Origin of the sequence: Nereida sp. MMG025, assembly GCF_021654165.1 — a bacterium.
Classification (GTDB): domain Bacteria; phylum Pseudomonadota; class Alphaproteobacteria; order Rhodobacterales; family Rhodobacteraceae; genus Nereida.
Map to the genome: position 1 here is coordinate 115,001 of NZ_JAKFZN010000002.1, position 23,550 is coordinate 138,550.

Annotated in this window: 24 protein-coding genes and 1 riboswitch (1 of these 25 running past the window's edge); of the genes, 11 read left to right on the top strand and 13 right to left on the bottom strand. The window is 54.2% G+C overall.

What is annotated here, in order from left to right:
• Together msrP and L1065_RS06600 are read right to left on the bottom strand one after the other, a co-directional pair.
• Positions 1-527: the 5' portion of a protein-methionine-sulfoxide reductase catalytic subunit MsrP gene (gene msrP / locus L1065_RS06595; RefSeq protein ID WP_237094675.1), read on the bottom strand. It extends 379 nt beyond the left edge of the window; 527 of the gene's 906 nt are visible here — the first part of the coding sequence; the start codon lies at positions 525-527; its stop codon lies off the left edge, out of view.
• Positions 528-625: 98 nt separating this feature from the next.
• Positions 626-2,101, bottom strand: a complete 1,476-nt coding sequence (locus tag L1065_RS06600; RefSeq protein WP_237095173.1) for an FMN-binding glutamate synthase family protein — start codon at positions 2,099-2,101, stop codon at positions 626-628.
• Between the two features lie 244 nt (positions 2,102-2,345).
• Here L1065_RS06600 and L1065_RS06605 point away from each other — a divergent pair, with 244 nt between their 5' ends.
• Positions 2,346-2,831 carry a fasciclin domain-containing protein gene (locus L1065_RS06605; protein WP_237094676.1) on the top strand — a complete coding sequence of 162 codons (486 nt, stop codon included), beginning with the start codon at positions 2,346-2,348 and terminating at the stop codon, positions 2,829-2,831.
• Positions 2,832-3,034: 203 nt separating this feature from the next.
• Here L1065_RS06605 and clpB read toward each other — a convergent pair whose 3' ends face one another.
• Positions 3,035-5,650: an ATP-dependent chaperone ClpB gene (clpB, locus tag L1065_RS06610; protein WP_237094677.1), complete on the bottom strand. Its 2,616-nt coding sequence runs from the start codon at positions 5,648-5,650 to the stop codon at positions 3,035-3,037.
• A gap of 210 nt (positions 5,651-5,860) precedes the next feature.
• Here clpB and L1065_RS06615 point away from each other — a divergent pair, with 210 nt between their 5' ends.
• Positions 5,861-6,181, top strand: a complete 321-nt coding sequence (locus L1065_RS06615; RefSeq protein ID WP_237094678.1) for a hypothetical protein — start codon at positions 5,861-5,863, stop codon at positions 6,179-6,181.
• A 27-nt stretch (positions 6,182-6,208) separates the two neighbouring features.
• Here L1065_RS06615 and L1065_RS06620 read toward each other — a convergent pair whose 3' ends face one another.
• Both L1065_RS06620 and L1065_RS06625 read right to left on the bottom strand, forming a co-directional pair.
• Entirely contained in the window at positions 6,209-6,427 is a 219-nt protein-coding gene (locus L1065_RS06620) for a hypothetical protein (RefSeq protein ID WP_237094679.1), read from the bottom strand.
• The gene (locus L1065_RS06625) at positions 6,420-6,722 is read right to left on the bottom strand and encodes a hypothetical protein (protein WP_237094680.1); all 303 of its coding nucleotides are present in this window, start codon (positions 6,720-6,722) and stop codon (positions 6,420-6,422) included. Before L1065_RS06625 ends, L1065_RS06620 begins: the two co-directional genes overlap by 8 nt.
• A gap of 125 nt (positions 6,723-6,847) precedes the next feature.
• Here L1065_RS06625 and pyrF point away from each other — a divergent pair, with 125 nt between their 5' ends.
• Positions 6,848-7,537 carry an orotidine-5'-phosphate decarboxylase gene (gene pyrF / locus L1065_RS06630; protein ID WP_237094681.1) on the top strand — a complete coding sequence of 230 codons (690 nt, stop codon included), beginning with the start codon at positions 6,848-6,850 and terminating at the stop codon, positions 7,535-7,537.
• A 5-nt stretch (positions 7,538-7,542) separates the two neighbouring features.
• Here the strand turns inward: pyrF and L1065_RS06635 are convergent, their stop codons facing one another.
• From L1065_RS06635 to L1065_RS06645, 3 genes are read right to left on the bottom strand one after another with little or no spacing between them, the layout of a single operon-like run.
• Complete coding sequence (locus L1065_RS06635; protein ID WP_237094682.1) at positions 7,543-7,812, bottom strand: NfeD family protein; 270 nt, start codon at positions 7,810-7,812, stop codon at positions 7,543-7,545.
• Complete coding sequence (locus L1065_RS06640; protein WP_237094683.1) at positions 7,812-8,705, bottom strand: SPFH domain-containing protein; 894 nt, start codon at positions 8,703-8,705, stop codon at positions 7,812-7,814. Before L1065_RS06640 ends, L1065_RS06635 begins: the two co-directional genes overlap by 1 nt.
• 44 nt (positions 8,706-8,749) lie before the next feature.
• The gene (locus L1065_RS06645; protein ID WP_237094684.1) at positions 8,750-9,991 is read right to left on the bottom strand and encodes a D-amino acid dehydrogenase; all 1,242 of its coding nucleotides are present in this window, start codon (positions 9,989-9,991) and stop codon (positions 8,750-8,752) included.
• Positions 9,992-10,030: 39 nt separating this feature from the next.
• Positions 10,031-10,135, bottom strand: a riboswitch (glycine riboswitch).
• Positions 10,136-10,344: 209 nt separating this feature from the next.
• Between L1065_RS06645 and L1065_RS06650 the strand changes: the two genes are divergently transcribed.
• On the top strand, positions 10,345-11,601 hold the full coding sequence (locus L1065_RS06650; RefSeq protein WP_237094685.1) for a DNA polymerase IV: 1,257 nt from the start codon (positions 10,345-10,347) through the stop codon (positions 11,599-11,601).
• Between the two features lie 59 nt (positions 11,602-11,660).
• On the opposite strand, the gene L1065_RS06655 is transcribed toward L1065_RS06650, so the two are convergent.
• A complete protein-coding gene (locus L1065_RS06655; protein WP_237094686.1) occupies positions 11,661-12,971 on the bottom strand; it encodes an ammonium transporter in 1,311 nt (436 codons plus the stop codon).
• Between the two features lie 28 nt (positions 12,972-12,999).
• Positions 13,000-13,338: a P-II family nitrogen regulator gene (locus L1065_RS06660; RefSeq protein WP_237094687.1), complete on the bottom strand. Its 339-nt coding sequence runs from the start codon at positions 13,336-13,338 to the stop codon at positions 13,000-13,002.
• 262 nt (positions 13,339-13,600) lie between these two features.
• On the opposite strand from L1065_RS06660, the gene L1065_RS06665 reads away from it, so the two are divergent.
• Positions 13,601-15,763 (top strand): transglycosylase domain-containing protein, encoded by a 2,163-nt coding sequence (locus L1065_RS06665; RefSeq protein WP_237094688.1) that lies wholly within the window; start codon positions 13,601-13,603, stop codon positions 15,761-15,763.
• Here the strand turns inward: L1065_RS06665 and L1065_RS06670 are convergent, their stop codons facing one another.
• Complete coding sequence (locus L1065_RS06670) at positions 15,764-16,357, bottom strand: phospholipid-binding protein MlaC (protein WP_237094689.1); 594 nt, start codon at positions 16,355-16,357, stop codon at positions 15,764-15,766.
• Entirely contained in the window at positions 16,341-17,033 is a 693-nt protein-coding gene (locus L1065_RS06675; protein ID WP_237094690.1) for an MlaA family lipoprotein, read from the bottom strand. The genes L1065_RS06670 and L1065_RS06675 overlap by 17 nt, the downstream gene beginning before the upstream one ends.
• Before the next feature lie 174 nt (positions 17,034-17,207).
• On the opposite strand from L1065_RS06675, the gene L1065_RS06680 reads away from it, so the two are divergent.
• Genes L1065_RS06680 through L1065_RS06705 form a run of 6 tightly spaced genes read left to right on the top strand, consistent with a single transcriptional unit; the run spans position 17,208 to position 23,021 of the window.
• Positions 17,208-18,944 carry a type I secretion system permease/ATPase gene (locus L1065_RS06680; RefSeq protein WP_237094691.1) on the top strand — a complete coding sequence of 579 codons (1,737 nt, stop codon included), beginning with the start codon at positions 17,208-17,210 and terminating at the stop codon, positions 18,942-18,944.
• Entirely contained in the window at positions 18,941-20,242 is a 1,302-nt protein-coding gene (locus tag L1065_RS06685) for an HlyD family type I secretion periplasmic adaptor subunit (RefSeq protein WP_237094692.1), read from the top strand. The genes L1065_RS06680 and L1065_RS06685 overlap by 4 nt, the downstream gene beginning before the upstream one ends.
• Positions 20,243-20,299: 57 nt before the next feature.
• Complete coding sequence (locus L1065_RS06690) at positions 20,300-20,761, top strand: RidA family protein (protein ID WP_237094693.1); 462 nt, start codon at positions 20,300-20,302, stop codon at positions 20,759-20,761.
• A 26-nt stretch (positions 20,762-20,787) separates the two neighbouring features.
• Positions 20,788-21,513 carry a glycerophosphodiester phosphodiesterase family protein gene (locus L1065_RS06695; protein WP_237094694.1) on the top strand — a complete coding sequence of 242 codons (726 nt, stop codon included), beginning with the start codon at positions 20,788-20,790 and terminating at the stop codon, positions 21,511-21,513.
• 30 nt (positions 21,514-21,543) lie between these two features.
• Positions 21,544-22,746 (top strand): GNAT family N-acetyltransferase, encoded by a 1,203-nt coding sequence (locus L1065_RS06700; RefSeq protein ID WP_237094695.1) that lies wholly within the window; start codon positions 21,544-21,546, stop codon positions 22,744-22,746.
• Positions 22,743-23,021 carry a 4a-hydroxytetrahydrobiopterin dehydratase gene (locus tag L1065_RS06705; protein WP_237094696.1) on the top strand — a complete coding sequence of 93 codons (279 nt, stop codon included), beginning with the start codon at positions 22,743-22,745 and terminating at the stop codon, positions 23,019-23,021. Before L1065_RS06700 ends, L1065_RS06705 begins: the two co-directional genes overlap by 4 nt.
• Here L1065_RS06705 and L1065_RS06710 read toward each other — a convergent pair.
• On the bottom strand, positions 23,018-23,506 hold the full coding sequence (locus L1065_RS06710; RefSeq protein ID WP_237094697.1) for a peroxiredoxin: 489 nt from the start codon (positions 23,504-23,506) through the stop codon (positions 23,018-23,020). The two genes, L1065_RS06705 and L1065_RS06710, sit on opposite strands and share 4 nt — an antisense overlap.
• Between the last annotated feature and the right edge of the window lie 44 nt (positions 23,507-23,550).

Here is a 23,550-nt window from a genome sequence, read left to right on the forward strand (position 1 = left end):
CCCTCTCGATAGGGCCATGCGAGCGTCGGGCGTCGCTGGCCGCGCATTTCCTCTGGGCGCACCAGTGTTTCAAACGCTACATATTTGGCCTCTGGCTTAACGCCAACCTTTTGCAAAAGATCAGCAAGCTCGAAACCGTTCCATGGGATATTCATGGCCCATGCCTCTACACAGCGGAAACGGTAAAGACGGTCCTCGATTGTCATACCGTCCAGCACCTCCTCAAAAGAGTAATCGCCGGGATTGTCCACGAGCCCATCAATTTTGATAGACCACGGTTGCGTGGTCAGTTCGTGGGCATATTTTTTTGGATCATCCTTGGCCGTGCCAAACTCATAAAAGTTGTTGTAGCTGGTGATGTCTTCAAAGCTGTTGGGAACCAGCGTTTCATCCATGGCCCGCGCACTGCCCGCAAAACCCGCAGATGCCAAACCCGCAACACCCGCCATCAACTGACGCCGATTTAGAAAAGCCGCCTTGGGCGTTGCATCCGCTTGGGTAAGATCATTGGTCCAACGATGAGCCATGTGGCACTCCTTATATACACATTAATCTTTACCTACGTATCGCGGCCTCGCAGGCATAGCCCCCTCACGTGATGGTTATCGGTTGCAACACAGATCCGCTATTCGACGGGATAAAGCTCATTAAGGGCTTGGCTTCGTCCGTCGGGCCGGACGATCCGCACATGGCGTCTGCGCATCAGGCGGGGTTCGGCCACACCCACCGAATGGGCAATCGTCTCCAATTCCTTGATGATGCTCCGCGCATATTTAGCCACCTTCTTATACTTGTCTTCCACCACCAGCCCTTTTTGAAAGCGTGGGTCATGGGTCGTGATCCCGGTGGGGCAGGTATTCTTGTTGCACTTGAGCGACTGGATACAACCAAGCGCAAACATGAACCCCCGCGCTGACGTCACAAAGTCAGCACCCGCCGCCATGGCCCAGGCAATATCCCCAGGGTTTACCAGTTTGCCGCTGGCGATAATGCGGATGCGATCTTTCAGGCCAGCTTTGTCGCGCATGGCCGATAGTTGGGGAAGCGCCTCGCGCACGGGCATGCCCACCAAATCCATCAAGGGCATTGGCGCGGCACCTGTTCCGCCTTCACCGCCATCAATGGTGATGAAGTCAGGTGCGGTGTCTTTGCCCCTCTTCTTTATACAGTCGAAAAAATCGCCGATTTCACCTGTCCCGCCCATAACGGTCTTTATGCCTACGGGTTTGCCCGTGACCTCGCGAATGTGGTTGATCATATCCAGCAACTGGTTCCAGTCGTTCACCTCGGCGTGACGGTTTGGGCTGATGCTGTCCGTGCCTTCTTCGATGCCGCGAATTTTTGCAATCTCGGCATTGATCTTGGCCGCAGGAAGGATCCCACCCTTCCCAGGCTTTGCGCCTTGTGCCAGCTTGATCTCAAACATCCGAACGGTTTCATGGCTGGCGACCTCGCGCAGCTTTTCATCTGACAGCGCGCCGTCTTTCGTGCGCACACCGTATTTTGCGGTTCCAATTTGGAAAACAATATCAGCCCCGCCTTCGATATGTTGGGGGGCAAGCCCCCCTTCTCCTGTGTTCATCCAAATGCCCGCTTCTTTTGCACCTTTGGACAAGGCCAGAACCGCAGGTTTGGAAATCGCTCCGTAACTCATGCCAGAGATATTGAAGATCGAGGTCGCGACAAACGGAACACGCGCCTGCGCCCCAATCACCATCGGCTCGCTGCTGGCAAATTGATCATCCACAGGTGGAAAAGCGGCATTTGCGAAAATCGGTGTCCCCACAACATTCAAATCGCGGGTAGATCCAAATGCAATTGTGTTCCCCTTCCCTTCGCCCGCATGTTTTATCCAATCGCGCTGTGCGCGGTTGAACGGTAACTCTTCGCGGTCCATCGCAAAGAAATACTGACGAAAGAATTCTCCCAATGTGCTGAACAAATAGCGGAAACGGCCAATCACAGGATAGTTTCGCCGAATGGCGTCTTCGGTTTGTGACCGATCAATCACAAACAGGACCAGAGCCGCTGCCAGAAGAACCCCCAGAACGAACACCAGTAAAAGTGCGAGAAACTGTAGCGCATATCCCGCAAAGCCCATGAGTTCGACCATTCCAAATATCTCCTAAATGCTGGCGTCATCATTGACCGAACGCCTCATGCGATCAAATGGCTTTAACAAGTTTGTGAGTGGAATGTGAAAAGAGCGCGAGCTTGGGCTCACGCTTCTATATTTCAAGGGCCTGTTTTGGCAGATCGGCGAAATCCCCCCTCTGGAAATCAAATCAGGCTTTCTACCTCTTAACCAATGCCAATCACGGCAGACCCCTTGAAGGAGATGATTTATGCTGCGCAAAACACTTATTGCACTGACTGCCACAGCCGCTCTGGCAACAACTGCCTATGCAGGCGGAATGAAAAAAGACATCGTCGACACCGCTGCCGGCGCAGGCTCGTTTGAGACACTTCTTGCCGCTGCAACCGCGGCTGGTCTGGTCGACACCTTGAAAGGCGATGGTCCTTTCACAGTTTTCGCACCAACAGATGAAGCCTTCGCAGCGCTGCCAGCAGGCACAGTGGAAGATCTGTTGAAGCCAGAAAACAAAGACCAACTGGTTGCAGTGCTGACATACCACGTTGTGCCCGGCAAAGTGATGTCGACAGATCTGCAAGACGACATGGAAGCGACCACCGTTAACGGCGCAGACGTAACCATTGATCTGGACAACGGCGTGATGGTCGAGACTGCAAATGTTGTGACCGCTGATATCGAAGCCAGCAACGGCGTGATCCACGTAATCGATGGCGTGATCCTGCCACCCTCCAGCTAAAGCAATCATTCAACGGATTTACCGTTGGGTGTTTCATGATAGCGAAGGCCTCTGCTTAGATGCAGGGGCCTTTTTCGCATCACACTCTAATCACGTTGGTTCGGAGTTCTTCATTTGGGATTACTTCAGCGCGACAGGCGAGTGTGTCCTCTCCTCTAGCGGAAAAAGCCCCCACCTTTCGGTAGGGGCTTGGACTGATTTTATTAGTGCACCACAGCTTCATCCGGGGGCAGCTTGCGAGATGAGCTCACACGATCGCCAACCAGCAGACCATCCGCGCCCGCAGAAACAACAATGGTGGCGCCATCCTCGACATCGCCTGCCAAGATCATTTCAGCCAACTGGTCTTGCAGCGCACGCTGGATCACCCGTTTCAATGGACGCGCGCCAAAGACAGGATCGTAACCTTCATCTGCCAACCATGTCTTGGCGGCCTCATCAAGTTGCAGATCAATCTTGCGGCCCGCAAGACGCTTGCGCAGGCGTGCCAATTGAATATCGACAATGCCGCCCATGTCTTCACGCCCAAGGCGGTCGAAGATCACGGTTTCATCCAGACGGTTCAAGAACTCTGGACGGAAGTGCGCTCGCACAGCATCCATCACATCACGCTTGGCGTCACTGGGATCAGCACCATCCGGCAGCATGCTAAGAGATTGCGCACCAAGGTTGGACGTCAAAATGATCAGCGTCTGCTTGAAGTCGACCGTGCGCCCCTGCCCGTCGGTCAGTTGTCCATCATCCAACACCTGCAAAAGCACATTGAAAACATCAGAGTGGGCTTTTTCAACTTCATCAAAGAGAACAACCTGATAAGGACGACGGCGCACAGCTTCTGTCAAAACGCCCCCTTCATCATAGCCGACATAGCCAGGAGGGGCGCCAATCAAACGTGCAACAGCATGTTTTTCCATGAATTCAGACATGTCGATACGCACCATCGCACTGTCGTCATCAAACAGGTATTCCGCCAAAGCCTTCGTCAGCTCTGTCTTGCCGACGCCTGTTGGCCCCAAAAACAGAAACGATCCAAGCGGACGGTTTTCATCATTCAAGCCTGCACGCGCACGCCGCACAGCATTTGCGACCGCCGTGACCGCTGTGCGCTGTCCGATAACCCGCTTGCCGATTTCATCTTCCATGCGCAGCAGCTTTTCACGCTCGCCTTCCAGCATTTTTGATGTGGGGATACCTGTCCATCGCTCGATGACTTGCGCAATTTGCTCAGGGCGCACCGCTTCTTCAACCATGACGTCGTTATCGCCATCTTCCGCGTCTGACAGCTTCTTTTCCAACTGCGGGATCACGCCATAAGACAGCTCGCCTGCTTTGGCCAAATTGCCTTCGCGTTTGGCGATGTCCAACTCGGCTCGCGCACGATCAAGTTGTTCTTTCAGGTCACGTGCACCCTCCAGCTTGTCACGTTCAGCTTGCCATTGGGCTGTCATCTCGGCGCTGCGTTCCTGCAGATCAGACAGTTCCTTTTCCAAGGCCTCAAGCCGATCTTTGCTGGCTTTGTCATCTTCCAGACGCAGGGCTTCGGCTTCAATCTGCTTTTGCAGAATTTCGCGGTCCAGCGCATCCAACGCTTCGGGCTTGCTATCAACTTCCATCCGCAAACGGCTGGCAGCCTCATCCATCAGATCGATTGCCTTATCTGGCAAAAACCGGTCCGTGATATAACGGTGCGAAAGGGTTGCAGCAGACACCAAAGCGCTGTCGGAGATACGCACGCCGTGATGAAGTTCATACTTCTCTTTGATACCGCGCAAAATGCTGATTGTGTCTTCAACGGTTGGTTCTTCCACCATCACAGGTTGGAACCGCCGCGCGAGAGCTGCATCCTTTTCGACATGCTTGCGATATTCATCAAGCGTGGTTGCACCCACACAGTGCAATTCACCACGTGCAAGCGCAGGCTTGAGAAGGTTAGAGGCATCCATCGCGCCATCAGCCTTACCTGCGCCAACAAGCGTGTGCATTTCATCAATAAACAAAATGATTTCGCCCGCCGCCGCCGTAACCTCGGTCAAGATGGCCTTCAGCCGCTCTTCAAACTCCCCTCGGTATTTCGCGCCAGCGATCAACGCGCCCATATCAAGGCTCATCAATCGTTTATTGCGCAAGGATTCAGGAACATCACCGTTCACGATCCGCAAGGCCAACCCTTCGGCGATGGCCGTTTTACCAACACCGGGTTCACCGATCAAAACAGGGTTGTTTTTGGTTCGGCGGCTCAGCACCTGCATCGTGCGGCGAATTTCTTCATCGCGTCCGATAATTGGATCGATTTTCCCCGCTTGTGCCGCTTCGGTCAGATCCTGCGCATATTTCTTGAGCGCGTCGTACCCTTCCTCGGCGCTGGCGCTGTCGGCCGTGCGCCCCTTTCGAATATCGTTAATTGCGCCATTCAAACTTTGGGCAGAGACATTTCCCTGATCCAAGGCAGTTTTCGCGCCTGACTTGACCATGCAAAGGGCCATCAAGACACGCTCAACGGGGACAAAGCTGTCGCCTGCCTTTTTCGCAAGGTTTTCAGCCTCAGCCAAAACCTTGGCCGTGGTATTGTCTAAATAAACCGACGCAGCATCGCCCGAGACTTTGGGGGCCTTGGCAAGCTGCGCATCAACCGCTTCCAACACCCGTTCGGGAGTCCCTCCGGCGCTTGCAATCAAATTGGATGCCAGACCCTGATCATCGTCCAATAGCGCTTTTAACAGATGATCTGGGGTAAGACGCTGGTGGCTTTCGCGAACAGCGATTGTTTGTGCCGCTTGGACGAACCCGCGCGCACGCTCTGTGAACTTTGCTAAGTCCATATCTTCTCTCCTTCTATAAGCGTCTTACTGAAAAACTTGCCCGCTTAGCGGCGCAAGATGGCGCAAGACCTTACTCAAGAAATGGGGAGCTTGCTGTCTGCCTTCAAGTGCGGCGCACACCTAAAAGTGAGCTATACTTGATTACGTTCCCCTAAAATATGGAACTTCGTGTGCCCATCTTCGTTGTAATTGAAAGACGGAGGTGAGCAGATGCACCAGAAGATCACAACGAAAATCGCATTTTTGGAATTCAACGCAGAAAGCGGAATGTTCGACGCGCGCGTGAATGTCACTGATGGGAGCGATATTTTTACATACCCCATTGAGATTGCAGCGCCTATCACCAGCGATTTTCACCACATCACGTCGCTGGTAAACCAGAAGGCCGAAGCGTTGCACAAGAAAGGGGCATGGGACATTCGTTCAGAAATGAGGAAGCGCACAACTCGGCCGCTGGACGAAAGCCGTGTCGGCCAACATATCGCAGCGCTGACTGATCAGCTCTTCAATCGAATTCGTCAGGCCGCATAAAAAAGCCCGCTGAAAAGCGGGCTTTTTCTATTGCATAGATGTTGCCGTTTGCAAATCTGTTTCGCTAATTGGCATCGCCCCGCGTTCGGGAAACTCGTACGTAAACACGTTGTCAGGTGCTTCAACAGGGCCGCCAGTGCGCGTTTCACCTACAAAGTGCAGCATCGCTACAAATGCAATAAACGAAATTGGGATGAGTGTCGCAATAGCGATGCGCCCATAGGGTTGTCGTTTTTCTTTAGCCATCGTTCTGCATTGCCTCCGTATTGGTGGGTTCGGTAATCTGTGTCGCACTTGATGAATCGATGAAATCGTCGGTTTGGGTATCACCATCAAGGCCTTCAACGACCTCATCAACATATCCATCGGGGTCGCTGCCCGAACCAGCCAGCGAATTGGCCTCAGCTGGCTGATCTGTCGAAGTATTCGTCAACACAAGGGCCACTGCCAAACAGGCCAAGGCGACAGTTGCGGTCAGCATCAGATAACCAAACAAACTGTTACTTTTGCGTTTTGCACGATCAAATGGAGTCGTGGACATCGTAAAATCCCTTTCCAATTATTTGCTTCCCTCCTCAACGGTCCAATGACCACAATGTTCCAATTTGGTTGCGTCAGATCAGGTGTTGCGTCAAAGACGGGGCAACACAGGAAGGGGATGCAACCATGGCTGATGACCGTTTGATCGTGGCGCTTGACGTGCCGAACGCCCTGCAGGGCTTGCAGTTGGCAGACCAGCTTGGTGATGCAGTCTCGTTTTATAAAGTCGGGCTTGGCATGCTGACAGGCGGCGGGCTTGCACTGGCCAATGAGCTTAAACAAGAGCGCGGCAAACGTATTTTTCTAGATATGAAACTGTTTGACATCGGGGCCACCGTAGAGGCTGCCGTTCGTGGGTTGGCCCAGTTTGATCTGGATTTCCTGACCGTGCATGGTGATCCGCATGTGGTGCGGGCCGCAAAAGAAGGCGCGGCTGGCAAAGACCTCAAGATCCTCGCAGTGACGATCCTAACGTCTTTGGACCGCAGCGATCTTGATGCGGGCATGATCAAGGACGGGGATATTCCCGACTTGGTGGCCGAACGGGCTGGACGCGCATTCGAAGCAGGTGCTGATGGCGTCATTGCATCGCCGCAAGAAGCCAAACTGATCCGTGCCCTTCCTCAATCCACAGACCGTTTGATTGTAACACCTGGTGTGCGCCCAACAGGCGCGGCGCTTGGCGATCAAAAACGCGTGGCAACACCGCAAAGCGCAATTTCGGATGGTGCGGATCATATCGTCGTTGGCCGCCCGATTTGGCAAAATAGTGATCCGCGGGCCGCCGCCGAAGCTGTTATAGATGAACTGCCATAGCCGCTTTATTCGTTGATATCGTGATCAAAGGTCTGCACCTGACCTTTTTTCAACTTGAACGTATTGCGCAGCACGATCCATGCGACCAGTGACATCACGGCGAAGATCAGTAGCAACCAGAATATCGACAGCGGTTGTGCAAAAAAGACAACGGCACTGACAACCGCCGCCCCAAGAGCGAACCCGAGCAAGACAAAGCCCGGGGCAGCAACCTCAAGAATGGCGAGGATGAGGGCAAAAGCCGCCCATGCCCACCACGTGTTTACGATATCCATCAGCCGCGGCCTTTCAACAATTTGAACGCATCCCCGAATGCCTCAAGCGCTTGTGCAGGCACGACGATCGTATTGCTACCTTGTCCCGCACCCAAAGAATTGAGAGCCTCAACTTGTTTGAGCGCAACTTGATACTGTGCTGCTTCCAAGCCATGGGCGTTGATCGCATCTGCCACTGTCGATGTTGCATATGCTTCGGCGTCGGCCAGAACGCGGCGGGCTTCTGCATCCTTCTGCGCGGCGTAAAGCTCTGCATCTGCTGCCAGCTCAACCGAACGGCGTTCGCCTTCCGCACGGGTCACAGCGGCTCTGCGTTCGCGCTCGGCATTTAGCTGCTGAAGCATCGCATCCCGTGTTGCCTGATCCAGACCAACGTCGAGGATTTCAGCACGGGTAACTTCAATGCCCCAATCATCAACTGCGGTTTCCACAGCAATCTTGATCTGCTCAATGAGTTGCGCACGGTTCGACTGCACCTCATCCAATTCCATTTTACCGATGTTCGCGCGGACAATACCCGCGACTGTGGTTGCAATCGCCGCATCGACATCGCGGATACGATAAACTGTCTTTTCAGGCTGAAGGACACGGTAAAATACCGAAGTTTCAACTTGCAACAACACGTTGTCGCTTGTGATGGCGTCTTGGCTTGCGGTCGGCAACTGACGTTCCAACACCGATACTTTATGCGCGACCCGATCCAAAAAGGGCACGATGAAGTTGATGCCTGGCCCAAGAACCGATTTTAGCCGCCCGAAACGTTCGACCACATGCTTTTCCGATTGGGGCACAATCCGCACCCCAAGCAGAATACAAAGTATGATGAAACCCGCCAAAAGCAGGATAACGATGTTGCCGCCGATAAATTCAGCCAGAAGCGTTTCTATGTTCATGTGGTGCCCCTTTCAGAAGGTCTTGGCACTACATATAGCCAACTTCACGCTGTTTTGAAGGAAAACCCGCCGCTTGTACGGGGTTTTGAGTTTTGGAAGTGGCTTTGCACTTGTGTGGCGACCAAGCCCGCCGTTGCGGCGCTGAGTGTCCATCCCAAATGCCCGTGCCCAGTGTTATAGAAAACACCTTCTGCACGACCTGCGCCCACCTTGGGCATCATATTGGGCATCATCGGGCGTAGGCCTGCCCAAGGCGTCACATTTTCGGTAGACACATCCGGAAAGTGCGTTTCCACCCACTTGGTCAGCGGTGCAATCCGATCTGCACGAATATCACGGTTATAGCCATTGAACTCGGCCGTTCCCGCAACCCGAAAGCGGCCCTTGCCCAAACGCGACGTCACGATCTTTGCGTCATCATCCAAAAGGGAAACCTGCGGCGCGCCAGATAGGCTGACACTGTCGGCCATATTGACCGTGATGGAATAGCCTTTGACCGGATAGATATTCACGCGATCCCCAAGCTTGCGCGCAAGAGAGCGACTGCCAACGCCCGCACAAACGACCGCACCGTCAAAACGGGCCCCATTTACTGTCGTCACCCCGTTTTTGGAATGCAGCTGTGAAATTTCTTGCCCCATCTGAAACTGGACGCCTTGCGCACTCAGCCACTGGGCAAGCTCGAAGGTGAATTTGTGAATGTCGCCCGTGCTGTCGCTTTCGGTCCAAAATCCACCAACAAGGTCACCCCGCAATGTGGGCGCCTTTTGCCGAACCTCATCGACAGACAATTCACGCCGATCGACACCGCCTTGTCTGAGAAGCTCAGTGACGTTGCGGGCATGGTCGAGATCTTTTTGCTTTTTATAAAAGTGCAAGATGCCCGCTGGCGACCAATCGAAATTGAGCCCCGCAATCTGCGCCATCTCGGTCATGCCTTTGCGGGACTGGACAGCCAATGCAGCCGTCGCAATCGTATTGGATTGATACTTTGGAATATTGGCAAGAAATTCGGCCATCCAGCTGAGTTTATGCCAACTTGGACGCGGATTGACGAGCAAGGGCGCATCATGGCGCGCCATCCATTTTATGCCCTTTAAAACAGTAGCAACTGTATTCCAAACTTCTGCGTTACTGGCTGAAAGCTGGCCGCCATTTGCAAAACTTGTCTCCATGGCCGCATACCGATTGCGATCATAGACCACCACTTCAAAACCACGCTGATGTAACTCAAAAGCAGTTGTGACGCCCGTTATACCTGCACCGATGACAGCAATTCGTTTCATACTTAGACACTCCGTCAGAACAACTGGCGTTTCGCCAGCATCCCCCGCTCCGTTCCCTTTACCTGAGCGATGCACGCCGCCTATGCAGACAACGCTTGCGCCTTCGGTGCGCTGCTTTCGCAACGTCTCTCCAGAGTGTGACAGCCATGCCAGTCCATTGTGCCTGAGAGGTGTCCGGGGGACCGTTTCTCCTTCGGCGGCGATAGTCGCTCTCTCCCGGCAGGGCTGTTTCCTATTGGAAACATAGCTAAGACGGGGCGCGATGTATAATCACTTTTGTGCAATATGATTATTACGTTTGGTGATCGTTCAGCAGAATTTGCGCAGATCGGAATGTCAGCATATGAACCCCTATGCAAAGTTTTTGTAGAGACTGCCTGACTATACCCGACGCGGTGCCTTCGCGATGCCCTGCGTGTGGCAGCCCTCGGATGATCTCTCACCCAGAACTGTTTGATTTATCGATTGCCCACATGGATTGTGATGCGTTCTATGCAAGCGTCGAAAAACGCGACAATCCCGATTTGGCAGATAAACCTGTGATCATCGGCGGGGGACGACGCGGTGTTGTCAGCACCGCTTGCTACATTGCACGCATCCGAGGCGTTAAGTCTGCAATGCCAATGTTTCAGGCGCTTAAACTCTGTCCGGATGCCGTGGTGGTGAAAGGCCGCATGGATGTCTATGTCGAGGTTTCGCGTCAGGTTCGCGCCTTGATGGAAGAACTGACCCCTGACATCGAACCGCTGTCTCTTGATGAAGCTTTCATGGATTTGCGTGGGACCGCCACCTTACACGGGCAGCCGCCCGCCGTTATGCTTGCAAGACTGGTCAAACGCATGCGCGACGAAGTCGGGATCACAGGTTCAATCGGTCTGTCCCACAATAAATTCCTCGCTAAGGTCGCATCTGATTTGGACAAACCACGTGGTTTTTCCGTCATTGGAAAAGACGAAACACCTGCGTTTTTGGCCGGTAAGCCCGTGCGCATGATTTGGGGGGTCGGCCCTGCTGCGCAGGCCAGTCTGGACAAGGCTGGTATTCACACCTTTACCGATCTTTTGCGGTGGGATGAGGCAGACCTGACCGCACGCTTTGGCAGCATGGGGACCCGTCTATGGCATTTGGCACGCGGCCAGGACTATCGCCGCGTATCGGCCAACGCGCCCGTGAAATCGATAAGCAAGGAAACAACCTTTGGCGAAGATACATCTAATGCCGAAATCCTTGACGGCCATATCTGGCGATTGTCCGAACAAGTGAGCGCACGCGCCAAAGCAAAGGATTTGGCAGGTCGGGTGGTAATGCTGAAACTTAAAACACATGATTTCAAAACACTCAGCAAACGCGTGACGCTAACGGACCCAACGCAAATTGCCGATCGTATCTACCGCACTGCATCTGATCTGTTCGCGCAGGCACACAGCGACGGCCCGTTCAGACTGATCGGCGTTGGCCTTTCGCATCTTACGGCAGGGAACACCGCCGACACCTCTGGCGATCTTCTGGATCCGAATGCCCGCAAACGCGCCGCAGCAGAGCGTGCAGCTGATGAAATACGCGCCAAGTTTGGATCAGATGCCATCGTCAAGGGACGCGCACTGCGCTAAACGAAAAAACCCGGGCGCGAACGCCCGGGTCAAGTGCACCCTCTAGAGGCTAAGGGAGGTTAGCCTTTTGAGAACTCCGGGTAGGCTTCCATGCCAAGCTCCGAAACATCGAGACCGTTGATCTCTGCTTCTTCGCTTACGCGGATGCCCATTGTGCCTTTCAAGACGACCCACAGGATCAGCGACGCTACGAAGGTGAAGACACCGTAGGCAACTATACCTGTCAGCTGTGTGACAATGCTTGCATCCGAGTTGTAGAAGACAACTGCGATTGTGCCCCAGATACCTGCAATGAGGTGGACAGGGATTGCACCAACAACATCGTCAATCTTGAATTTGTCGAGCATTGGCACGGCGAACACAACGATCACACCACCAACGGCACCGATCCAAAGCGCACCGAAGAGCGATGGCGCAAGAGGTTCGGCAGTGATCGACACCAGACCAGCCAAAGCGCCGTTTAGCACCATCGTCAGATCAGGTTTCTTATACATGATTTGTGTCAGGATGAGCGCAGTTACCGCACCAGCCGACGCGGCCATGTTCGTGTTTGCAAAGATGCGGCCAACGTCTGTGATGTCGCCCACTGTGCCAGCCGCCAGTTGCGAGCCGCCGTTAAAGCCGAACCAACCGAGCCACAGGATAAATGTGCCGAGTGTCGCCAGCGCAAGGTTCGAACCTGGCATTGGGTTTACGCGACCATCTTTGTATTTGCCGATACGTGGCCCAAGGATAATGGCACCAGCCAAAGCAGCCCAACCGCCGACGGAGTGAACAACTGTCGAACCAGCAAAGTCCGAAAAGCCCATTTCCGACAAGAAGCCACCGCCCCACTGCCACGAACCCGAGATTGGGTACATGATACCGGTCAGAACGACCACGAAGATCAGGAATGGCCATAGTTTGATACGCTCGGCCAACGCGCCCGATACGATCGAAGCGGTCGCGGCAACAAACATCAACTGGAAGAAGAAGTCAGACGCTACCGAAGCATAATCCAACGCTGCATCTGTCGCACTCAGGCCCACCGGCTCAAGCACAGTTGGGACGAAGTTGAACGCCAGATAGCCGTTGAAGTCGCCAGGGTACATCAGGTTGAAGCCCACCAGCCAATACATAATGCCTGCAATCGAAAACAGTGCCATGTTTTTAATCAGTTGCATGGCGACGTTTTTACCGCGGACCAGGCCCGCTTCGAGCATCGCAAAGCCCGCAGCCATCCAGAACACCAGAAAGCCGCCCACAAGGAACAGCAATGTGGTCATAATATATGGGCCGATTTCATCAAAGCCCGGTGCGTCTTGTGCAAGTGCAACTGTCGGCAAAGCCGTCAGTGCCGCAACAAGAGGAAGTGATTTCATAAGTTTCATCGTTTTCATGGTCCCTAGCAACAGCGCCTTACAGCGCGTCATCATTGGTTTCGCCTGTGCGGACGCGCAGCGCGCTATCCAAGTCCAGAACGAAGATCTTGCCGTCACCGATTTTGTCGGTCTTGGCAGTGCTTGCGATTGTTTCAACAACCTGATCAGCCATTGAGGCCTTCACGGCGACTTCAAGCTTCACCTTCGGCACAAAGTTCACGGCGTATTCAGCGCCACGGTAGATTTCTGTATGACCCGACTGCGAGCCGAAGCCCTTAATCTCGGTCACCATCATGCCGCTCACACCGATGGCGGTCAGTGCTTCACGGACCTCCTCCAGTTTGAACGGTTTGATTGCTGCAATGATCAGTTTCACGTTTGTCCCCTTGTTTTGGCAAAACGACGACCCCGAGCGGGGCCTCACGAACGCAATCGAACGCGCAGAGGGGGTAGCTTCAAGAAAATGGCGTAAAGATAGGCAAAGCAGCATCCACTGACTGCCTAAAAAATGAACATTTAATCACGTTCGATTATTTTTTGTGCATTTTGCGAAGCTGCGATGCAGAATCATTCCTCTAACACTCGCAAGCGATTCACGATATGATCAGGCAACAAAGCCCACAAAAGCGGCAGAGCAGATGAGCAAACACCCTTCCAAACGCGCCCCATTGGTCGCGGACAAACGCTATTCGAAACCCAAAGCCCAGAAACCTGCGGCAAAACGCAAACCTGCGCGCAAACCAAAAGCACCCAAACGGTCACGCGGACCTATCGGATGGCTGATCGCACTTGTGCGTTGGATCGCATGGAGCATTTGGGCCCTCACTTGGCGTGCCAGTGCTGTGGTTGCGTTGATTGTCTTGGGTGGAGCGATCTACTTTGCCGCGACCCTACCCCCCATGACCGAGCTGGTAGACGGGCGCGCCCGCGGCTCTGTCACGCTATCTGATCGTGACGGGCGCACCTTTGCTTGGCGTGGCGACCAATTCGGCGGGATGGTTACGGCTGCGTCGGTCTCACCGCACCTGAAAAACGCAGTCGTCGCCACCGAAGACAAACGTTTTTATCGCCATTTGGGTATCTCGCCCCGCGGCGTAGCATCCGCCGTTCGCATTAACCTGCGCGAAGGACGCGGCCCTCTGTCTGGCAACGGTGGCTCAACGATTACGCAGCAAACCGCCAAACTGCTTTGCCTCGGGGTGCCCTATGATCAGACGATTTGGGACAGCGAACGCGCCTATGAACAAGATTGCCGCCGCACGACACTTTGGCGCAAAGTCAAAGAAGCCGTCTATTCACTTGGGATGGAGCTGAAATACTCCAAAGATGAGATCCTGACGGTCTATCTCAATAGGGCCTATCTGGGCGCCGGTAGCCGCGGGTTTGAAGCAGCAGCACAGCGATACTTCAACAAATCAGCCACCGATGTCGGCCCCGCAGAAGCGGCGATGCTGGCTGGATTGTTGAAGGCACCATCAACGCTTGCGCCTACAAACAACCTGCAAAGATCGCAAAACCGTGCCAACCTTGTGATCGGCCTTATGGAAGACCAAGGGTATCTCACTGCCGCACAGGCTGAGGCGGCCCGCACAAATCCTGCAGGTCTATCACCGGCAGCCAAACGTAAGGCAGGCGGGTATTTTGCGGATTGGGTCATGGACAGCGGGCCAGAGTTTTTCACCCGAAACACAACCGAAGATGTGTTGATCCGCACGACGCTTGACCAAAGTATGCAAAAAGCAGCCGAAGACGCCTTGCAATTTGTGTTTGAAACGAAGGTGCGCGAAGGATCAAAGGCACAAGCTGCCATCATTGTCATGTCGGCCGATGGCGCGGTGCGCGCAATGGTCGGAGGACGCAGCACCGATGGCACGGGCGCTTTTAACCGCGCGACGCAGGCCAAGCGGCAATCAGGATCAACCTTTAAACCTTTCGTCTATGCTACGGCGTTGGAACTGGGGTATATGCCCAATGATCGGGTGGAAGATGCGCCGTTGTGCATTACAACACCTGGGTCAGGTGAATGGTGTCCGAAAAACTACAAAGATGAGTTCCGCGGCTCGGTTACTCTGACAGAAGCCTTCAAAGACAGCCTCAACATCCCTGCTGTGAAAGTATCCGAAGGTGTGGGCCGTGATATGGTTCGGCGCATTGCTACGGATTTTGGTATCACCAGCGATCTCGCTGCCGGCCCCGCCCTCGCCCTTGGTGCGTCCGAAAGCACGTTGATCGAAATGACAGGTGCCTATGCGGGTATCTTGAACGGCGGCTCTGCCGTCACGCCTTACGGTCTTGTCGAACTGCGCATTCAGGGAGACAGTGAGCCCCTGATGGAAGCTGTCGGCGGTATTGGTGACCGGGTCATCGCCCCAGAGGCCGCCGCCGCGTTGACTTACATGATGTATGAAACCGTTGAAAACGGCACCGGCCGACGCGCCAAGCTGGACGGACGCGAGGTCGCAGGCAAAACCGGCACAACGCAGGCCGCCCGCGATGCATGGTTCATCGGGTTTTCAGGTGACTATGTTGCTGGTGTGTGGATGGGATACGATGACAATACGCCGTTGCGCGGCGTTACAGGCAGCGGTTTGCCCGCTGACATTTGGCGCGAAACGATGATGCGCGTGCACCAAGGTGTGCCGCCAACACCACTTCCCATGATCCGCCCGCGCGCGGCTGAGCCAGCGCCTGCCCCGCAACCTCAGCAAAATCTTGAAGACTTGGTGGAAGACGCGGGCAACACCGCCGAGAGGATATTGATCGATGTTCTGACCAATATCCTGCGCGGCGGTAATAATTGATCACAGGGTCGGCAAATCGCGAATAAGCTGGTCAAGGTTGCCCTTGCGACGATCAAGCAGCGCGCCGATTTCCGTGCGTTCAAGACGTGCAAGGCTGTTGCCCTCAATCAGCATGTCACGAAAACGGCCATTGTCTGCAACACGGAACGTCACATCGAACGGGCGTTGGCCTTTCAAGATGGCAAGGCTTTTCACCTCGGTAAACGACTTGCTTTTGGAAGCCGATTGCACCTCGATTTGTCCGCCTTGGAACTCGCGGAAGCGGCGGCCATATTTCTTTGCCATGTAACTTGCGAACGCCTTGGAATACGCCCGCAGCTGACCTGCCGATGCGCTGCGTGCATCTGCCCCTAGTGCGAACCGTGCAATCGCATCAACATCTGCATACTTGCCAAAAATCCGTTCAAAGTCGCGGATCATAGCACCTTCGGATTTCCCCGAGTTGATCACCTTGTTGATGTCACCAACCAAGCGGCCAACAAGTTCTTCGGCCTGCGCTGCCGAAAGGGCCATGGCAGGACTTGCAGCTACAAAACCAGCAGCCGCTGCCATCGCCAATACGGAACGGCGGGAGTATTTAGTCGAAAAGAGCATCATAGGACTCCTCATTTTGTGTTTCGCCAGATTCACCCAGATCAAACCTGCGCGATTCCAAATAGATTAAGCGGCCCTGAGCGTAGCTATCGGCACTTTCGTACAGAATAGAATCGATCGTGTCGCCAAACGCATAGCGATCCCCCAAACGCGCCGCGACGCCCGATACAGGCGGCGCAAGATTTTCGGGATCACCCAGTTCATAACTCAGTGGGTTCGTGAAAAGATCCACAATGCGCCCTGCAGTGTCGCGTTGGGTCGATGGCCCCAAAAAGGGCAATTCGATATATGCGCCCTCAGGCGCGCCCCAAACAGCGAGGGTTTCGCCAAAATCCGCACGCTCCGCAGGCAGCCCCATGTCCGTTGCGGGGTCCAGAAAACCACCCAATCCAAGGGTTGAATTAAAGGCAAACCGGAAAAAGTTGCGGCCCGCGCCTTCGGCATCACCTTGCAAAATCGCGTTCACAAACTGCCCTGGAAGGGACAGGTTGGACGAAAAATTGCTGACCCCGTTTTTGATACGGTCAGGCACGGCGATACCATAGCCATTCGAAACAGGCTTAACCAAATTGCGGTCCAAACCCTTGTTAAACGCATGGATTTTGCGATTTGTTTTTTCAAACGGATCATGGACGGCCACAGGTTCGCTTGGCACGGAACATGCGCTCAAAGTCACAGAAGCCGCAAAAATTACGACCGGTGCGGAAAAAGTTCGTTTCATAAAGCGCGATAGCATAATGGACTCACGTTAAGTAAGCTTTTTGACATAATTGATTAACTGCAGATTCCCATACCTTTTGCATGCGCGGCAAGAAATTGTGATATATCCGCGACAAGACCCGAGGGCACAATGAGTTCACGAAAAAAAGACCGAGGCCGCGAAGAATTGCGCAGCGCACGCCGTGCTAGCCGCGGGCTTTTCTGGGCCGTTGGATTATTCAGTTTGTTTGCCAATCTACTTATGCTGACCGGTCCTATCTTTATGCTGCAGGTCTATGATCGAGTTTTAGGGAGCAGATCAGAAGAAACACTGATCGCTCTCGCGCTTTTGGTGACCTTTTTATACGGCATTATGGGTATCCTTGATTTCGCTCGAGGCCGTATCATGGCGCGTGTCGGCGCACGCTTTCAAGCAAGGCTGGATCGACGGGTGTTTTCGGCCGTTTTGCGCCGCTCGTCCGTTGGAATGGCTGACGGCACCTCAAGTTCAGGCCTGCAAGATCTTGAGTCCATTCAGCGCCTTATGGCCTCTCCTGTCCTTCTTGCCCTGTTTGATCTGCCATGGACGCCGATTTTCTTGATCGGCATTGCGGTTTTCCACCCTTGGCTTGGCGGTTTGGCCGTTGCAGGCGGGTTGATCCTGATCGTGGTTACACTGATCAACCAACGGTTTTCACAGCGCCCAATGACACAGGCCGCGGGATCGGGGATCTATTCAAATATCATGTCCGAGCAGCTTCGGTCCGAAGCAGAAATGGTTCATTCCCTTGGCATGCGCGAATCTGCTTTTGACCGGTGGGGCCTTGCCCGTGACGCATCGCTCAAGGCGACGATGAGTGCGAGCGATATTACAGGCACGTTTTCATCGATTACCAAAACATTCCGTTTGTTTCTGCAATCGGCCATGTTGGGTCTTGGGGCCTATCTGGTTTTGCAAGATCAGATCACACCTGGTGCGATGATTGCCGCATCAATCTTGATGGGTCGCGCGTTGGCCCCGATCGAACAGAGCATTGGCAATTGGGCGTTGGTTCAGCGGGCACGCATGGGATGGAACAATCTTGCCGACTTGTTGACGGAAATTCCCAAAGACGGTGATGTCACCGAATTGCCGCGCCCCAAAGCCAAGCTGGATGTGCATCAGGTAACCGTTGTGCCACCTGGCGAACAACAAGCCGCGTTGCGCATGGTCAGCTTTGCTCTCAATCCGGGTCAGGCCGTTGGGGTCATCGGTCCGTCTGGTGCTGGTAAATCCACTCTGGCACGCGCTTTGACAGGGGTTTGGCGGGCACAAGGTGGTCGGATCCGACTGGATGGCGCTACATTGGAGCAATATGCGCCTGACGTGTTGGGCCGCTATATTGGGTATCTGCCGCAGCGGGTGCAGTTATTTGATGGCACCATCAAAGAAAACATCGCACGACTGGATAAAAACCCCGACGATGCGGCCGTGATTGAAGCAGCCAAGAAGGCCGGCGCACACGAGATGATCAAGCTTTTGCCCGAAGGTTATGACACCCGCGTAAGTGCGACATCGGGCAAGCTGTCAGGCGGGCAGATGCAACGGATCGGGCTGGCCCGCGCGCTTTACGGCGACCCTGTCCTTTTGATCCTGGACGAGCCGAATTCGAACCTTGATAACGAAGGCAGCCAGGCCTTGAACGAGGCTATTCGCGCCCACAAGGCCGCCGAAGGCGCGGTCATGATCATGGCACACAGACCAGCCGCCATTGCCGAATGTGATCTGTTGCTCATGCTGGACAGTGGTGTGCGCCGCGCATTTGGCCCCAAAGAGCAGGTTTTGCGAGAGGTCACAAAAAACGCACAGCAAATCCAAGGCGGCAAACCCGCAGGTGGCGTGACATGACACAAGACAATTGGAGCGCACGGCGTCCTTTGCTGATCGGTTTTTTTGCCCTGCTTGTCCTTTTGGGTGGGTTTGGCAGTTGGTCGGTCCTGTCAACAATTTCAGGGGCAATTATTGCCAGTGGCCAGATTGAGGTCGACCGCAACCGCCAAATCGTTCAGCACCCCGATGGTGGTGTCGTTGCAGAAATTCTGGTGGATGATGGTGACTTCGTCGAGATTGGTGAAACGCTTATCAAACTGGATGACGAACGGATCGCGTCTGATCTCTCGATAGCAGAGAGTCAGCTGTTTGAGGTTCTGGCACGCAAAGCGCGGCTGACCGCCGAACGCGACGATCTTGGCGCCATCGCGTTTTCAACCGACCTTCTCAACGCAGCGCCGTCCAACCCTGACGTTCAAAACCTTCTCGACGGTCAGACGCGTCTTTTTCAAGCACGCAAAGACACCGCGTCCAGCCAAGTCGAACAACTGGAGAAACGCAAATCCCAGATTGCCAGCCAGGTGGAAGGCGTTGAAGCGCAGCAGGCGTCTTTGACCGAACAGCTCGCCTTGATCCAACAAGAGCTTGATAACCAACTCAACCTTTTGGAACGCGGCCTGACCCAAGCGGGCCGCGTGCTTGAATTGCAGCGTAATGTCGCCTCCCTCACCGGTCGGGTTGGAGAGCTTGTCGCGTCCAAGGCGCAAGCCGAAGGGCGGATAACGGAAATTGACCTGAACATTCTCAGCCAAGCGACCGCGCGGCGCGAGGATGCGATCACACAGCTGCGCGATATCGAATTCCGCGAGGTCGAACTGCGCGAACAAACCCGCAGCTTGCGTCAACGACTGGCGCGGTTGGATATCAAAGCCCCTGTTTCGGGTATCGTTTACAATCTGCGCATCACGACCCCCCAATCGGTTGTTCGCCCTGCCGACGCGTTGCTGTTTTTGGTGCCACAGGACCGCCCGCTTATCATTGCCGCCCAAATTGATCCTGTGCACATTGATCAAGTGTTTGAAGGACAGGAAGTAACCTTGCGGTTCTCAGCACTCGACAACCGCACTACGCCCGAATTGAAGGGCACAGTTTCACAAATCTCGGCCGATGCGTTGCAGAATGAAACCACACAGGCGCAGTTTTACCGTGCCGAGGTGCAGCTTTCGGAAGGCGAGCAAGCCCGATTGCCCGAAGGCACGGCTCTGATACCAGGGATGCCTGTTGAAACCTTTATTCGGACGGATGATCGGACGCCTTTGGCCTATCTGATCAAGCCCTTCACCGACTACTTCAACAAAGCATTCCGCGAAAGCTGATTGCCCCTTTTGATCTTGGTGGTTAGCGTTCGTTCGAAACCAGAATGGAGCGACCTGATGAGCATGATCGAAGCGAACCTCAAAGACCTTGGCGTGACACTGGCAGATGCGCCAGCACCTGCGGCCAACTATGTGCCCTTTGTTCAAGTCGGAGATCTGGTTTTCGTTTCAGGCCAAATCAGCCAAAACAAAGACGGCTTGATCACCGGAAAAATTGGTGCCGATATGACCGTCGAAGATGGTGCTGCGGCAGCGCGGACATGTGCAATTGCCCTCTTGAGCCAAGTAAAAGCCGCATGTGACGGCGATTTGGATCGATTGGTGCGCGTTGTAAAGCTGACTGGTTTTGTAAACTCGACACCTGATTTCACCGATCAGCCCAAAGTCATAAATGGATGCTCGGATTTTCTGGTTGAGGCGCTTGGAGATATGGGTCGGCATTCGCGCAGTGCCGTATCGGCAGGCGCTTTGCCGTTGAATGTTGCGGTAGAAATCGAAGGCATTTTTCAGATCAAATGATCCCGCTGCCAACCGCTTTGCTTAACATGCCCATCGCGCATCGCGCCTTGCATGACATAACCGACGGACGCCCTGAAAACAGCCGCGCGGCAATTCGTGCGGCAATCGAACATGGGTACGGCATCGAAATCGACTTGCAGCTTAGCAAAGACGGTCAAGCAATGGTCTTTCATGATTACGATTTGGCGCGTCTTTCGGCAGGCGAGGGGCCGATCCAACAACAGACACGCGCACAACTTGGCGCGACACAGCTCAAGGGTGGCAACGAAACAATCCCGTCTTTGATCGACGCGCTTGAAATCATTGAAGGACAAGTGCCCCTTTTGATCGAATTGAAAGATCAAGATGGCGCAATGGGCGAAGATGGTGGTGTGCTGGAAAAGGCCGTTTGTGCCACTTTGCGGGACTACGATGGACCAACAGCGCTGATGTCGTTCAATCCTTATAGTGTGGCCCGCTGCGCAGAACTGGCGCCGAATATTCCCCGTGGCTTGGTCACTTGTGATTACACAGCCGAAGATTGGCCGACACTGTCAGCAACCACGCGCAACAAACTGGCACGCATCCCTGATTTCGACCGTGTCGGTGCATCTTTTATCAGCCATGACCGCAAGACCTTGGACCTGCCGCAAGTGGCGGCCATCAAAGATGCAGGCCACCCCGTTCTGACATGGACGATCAGATCGCCAGCGCAAGAACACAAAGCACGGCAGGTTGCAGATAATATCACCTTTGAAGGCTACCTTGCTTGACGCTGCCAAAGGCGGCCCCACGTAAGGCGCATGGAAGGTGATTTGCCAGAGAACGAAGTTCAAGTTGAGGTCGGGATGCATCCGACGATCGATTCAATCGGTCAAACCGCTTGGGACGCTTGCGCCTGCCCAGAGGCTGGCAATGGACGGCCCAACGATCCCTTCACAACCTACCGCTTTTTGAAGGCGCTTGAGGCCAGTGGGTCTGTCGGCACTGGCACGGGCTGGCACCCGCATTATCTCAGCGTGACACAAGGCGACGAGGTGATTGGCGTAGCGCCGATGTATGCCAAAACCCATAGTCAGGGCGAATACATATTCGATCACAACTGGGCGCATGGGTATGAACGCGCTGGTGGCCGTTATTATCCAAAACTTCAGGTCGCTGTCCCGCATACGCCAGCAACGGGGCGTCGGTTCCTTGTCAAACCCGAACAGGCCGCAACTGCACAATCAGCCCTTGTGCAAGGCGCAGTGCATGTCGCAACGGAAAACAATTTTAGCAGCATCCACATCACCTTTTGCACCCAATCAGAACGCGACGCAGGTGAGGCGATGGGGCTTATGCCGCGTGCCAGCCAACAGTTTCATTGGTTCAATGACAGCTACACAGATTTCGACGGCTTTCTGGAGAGCCTCTCCAGCCGCAAGCGCAAAAACATCCGCAAAGAACGGAAGCGCGCACAGGAATTTGGTGGCACCATCCACGCGCTAACGGGTGATGACATAAAGCCTGAACACTGGGATGCGTTCTGGGTTTTCTATCAAGACACCGGTGCACGAAAATGGGGCACCCCTTACCTGACGCGGGCATTCTTTGATGAAGCGCAAGCAAGGCTGCGGGATGACATGCTTTTGGTTCTTGCCGAACGTGATGGACAATATGTGGCGGGCGCACTGAACTTCATAGGGCGTGATGTTCTTTACGGGCGGTATTGGGGCTGTATCGAAGACCATCCCTGTCTCCACTTCGAGCTTTGCTATTATCAAGCCATCGATTTTGCCATCGCGCATGGTCTTTCACGCGTGGAAGCTGGCGCACAAGGCTCACACAAACTGGCGCGTGGATATATGCCGGTAACAACGCACAGCCTGCATTGGATCGGCGATGAGAGCTTCGCTCGTGCGATTGCAGATTATCTGGATGCAGAACGCGCAGCCGTTGATGAAGATATCGAAATCATGACGGCCTACGGACCGTTCAAAAAAGAAAACATAGAGGAACAGGAATGACTGATAAAATAAGCCCTGCCGATTTGGATGCGCTTTTGGAAAATGGATGGTCCAAGACCGACGATCGTGACGCGCTCACCAAGACATTTAAATTCGAAAATTTTGTTGAAGCCTGGGGATGGATGAGCCGCGCTGCGATCCATGCCGAAAAGCTGAACCACCACCCAGAGTGGTCAAATGTGTACAACCGCGTAGAAGTTGTTTTGACAACCCACGACACGGGCGGATTGTCAGAGCTGGACGCTAAACTGGCCCAGAAAATGGACGCACTCTAGATCACGCCAAGCAAACCTTCGCCTGCTGAAATTTCGCATTCGCCTGGGCTTTCTTCGAGGTTCAGAACACTTACTTTGCCGTTTTCGACCAGCATCGCATACCGCTTTGAACGCGCCATCAAACCGACTGGAGGCGCGTCAAAATTCATTCCGATCGCTGTGGTAAAGGCGCTTTCGGCATCAGCCAGCATCGTAATTCCCGCATCAGCCGCGCCAGTGCTTTCGCCCCAGGCTTTCATCACAAACGGGTCGTTGACCGATACGCAGATGATTTCATCAACGCCTTTGGCGGAAAACTGATCTTTTGTGCGCATGAAACTTGGCACATGTGCCGAATGACACGTCGGTGTGAACGCGCCCGGAACTGCAAAGATCACCGTTTTACGGTTCTTCGTCAGATCAGCCAACTGAACTTGTTCGGGGCCATCCGCGCCAATGCGGGTCAGGGTTGCATCGGGTAGCGTATCGCCAACTGAAATCGTCATAGGTGTCTCTCTTCGCTGATTGCGTTTCCGTATCCAGCAGATAT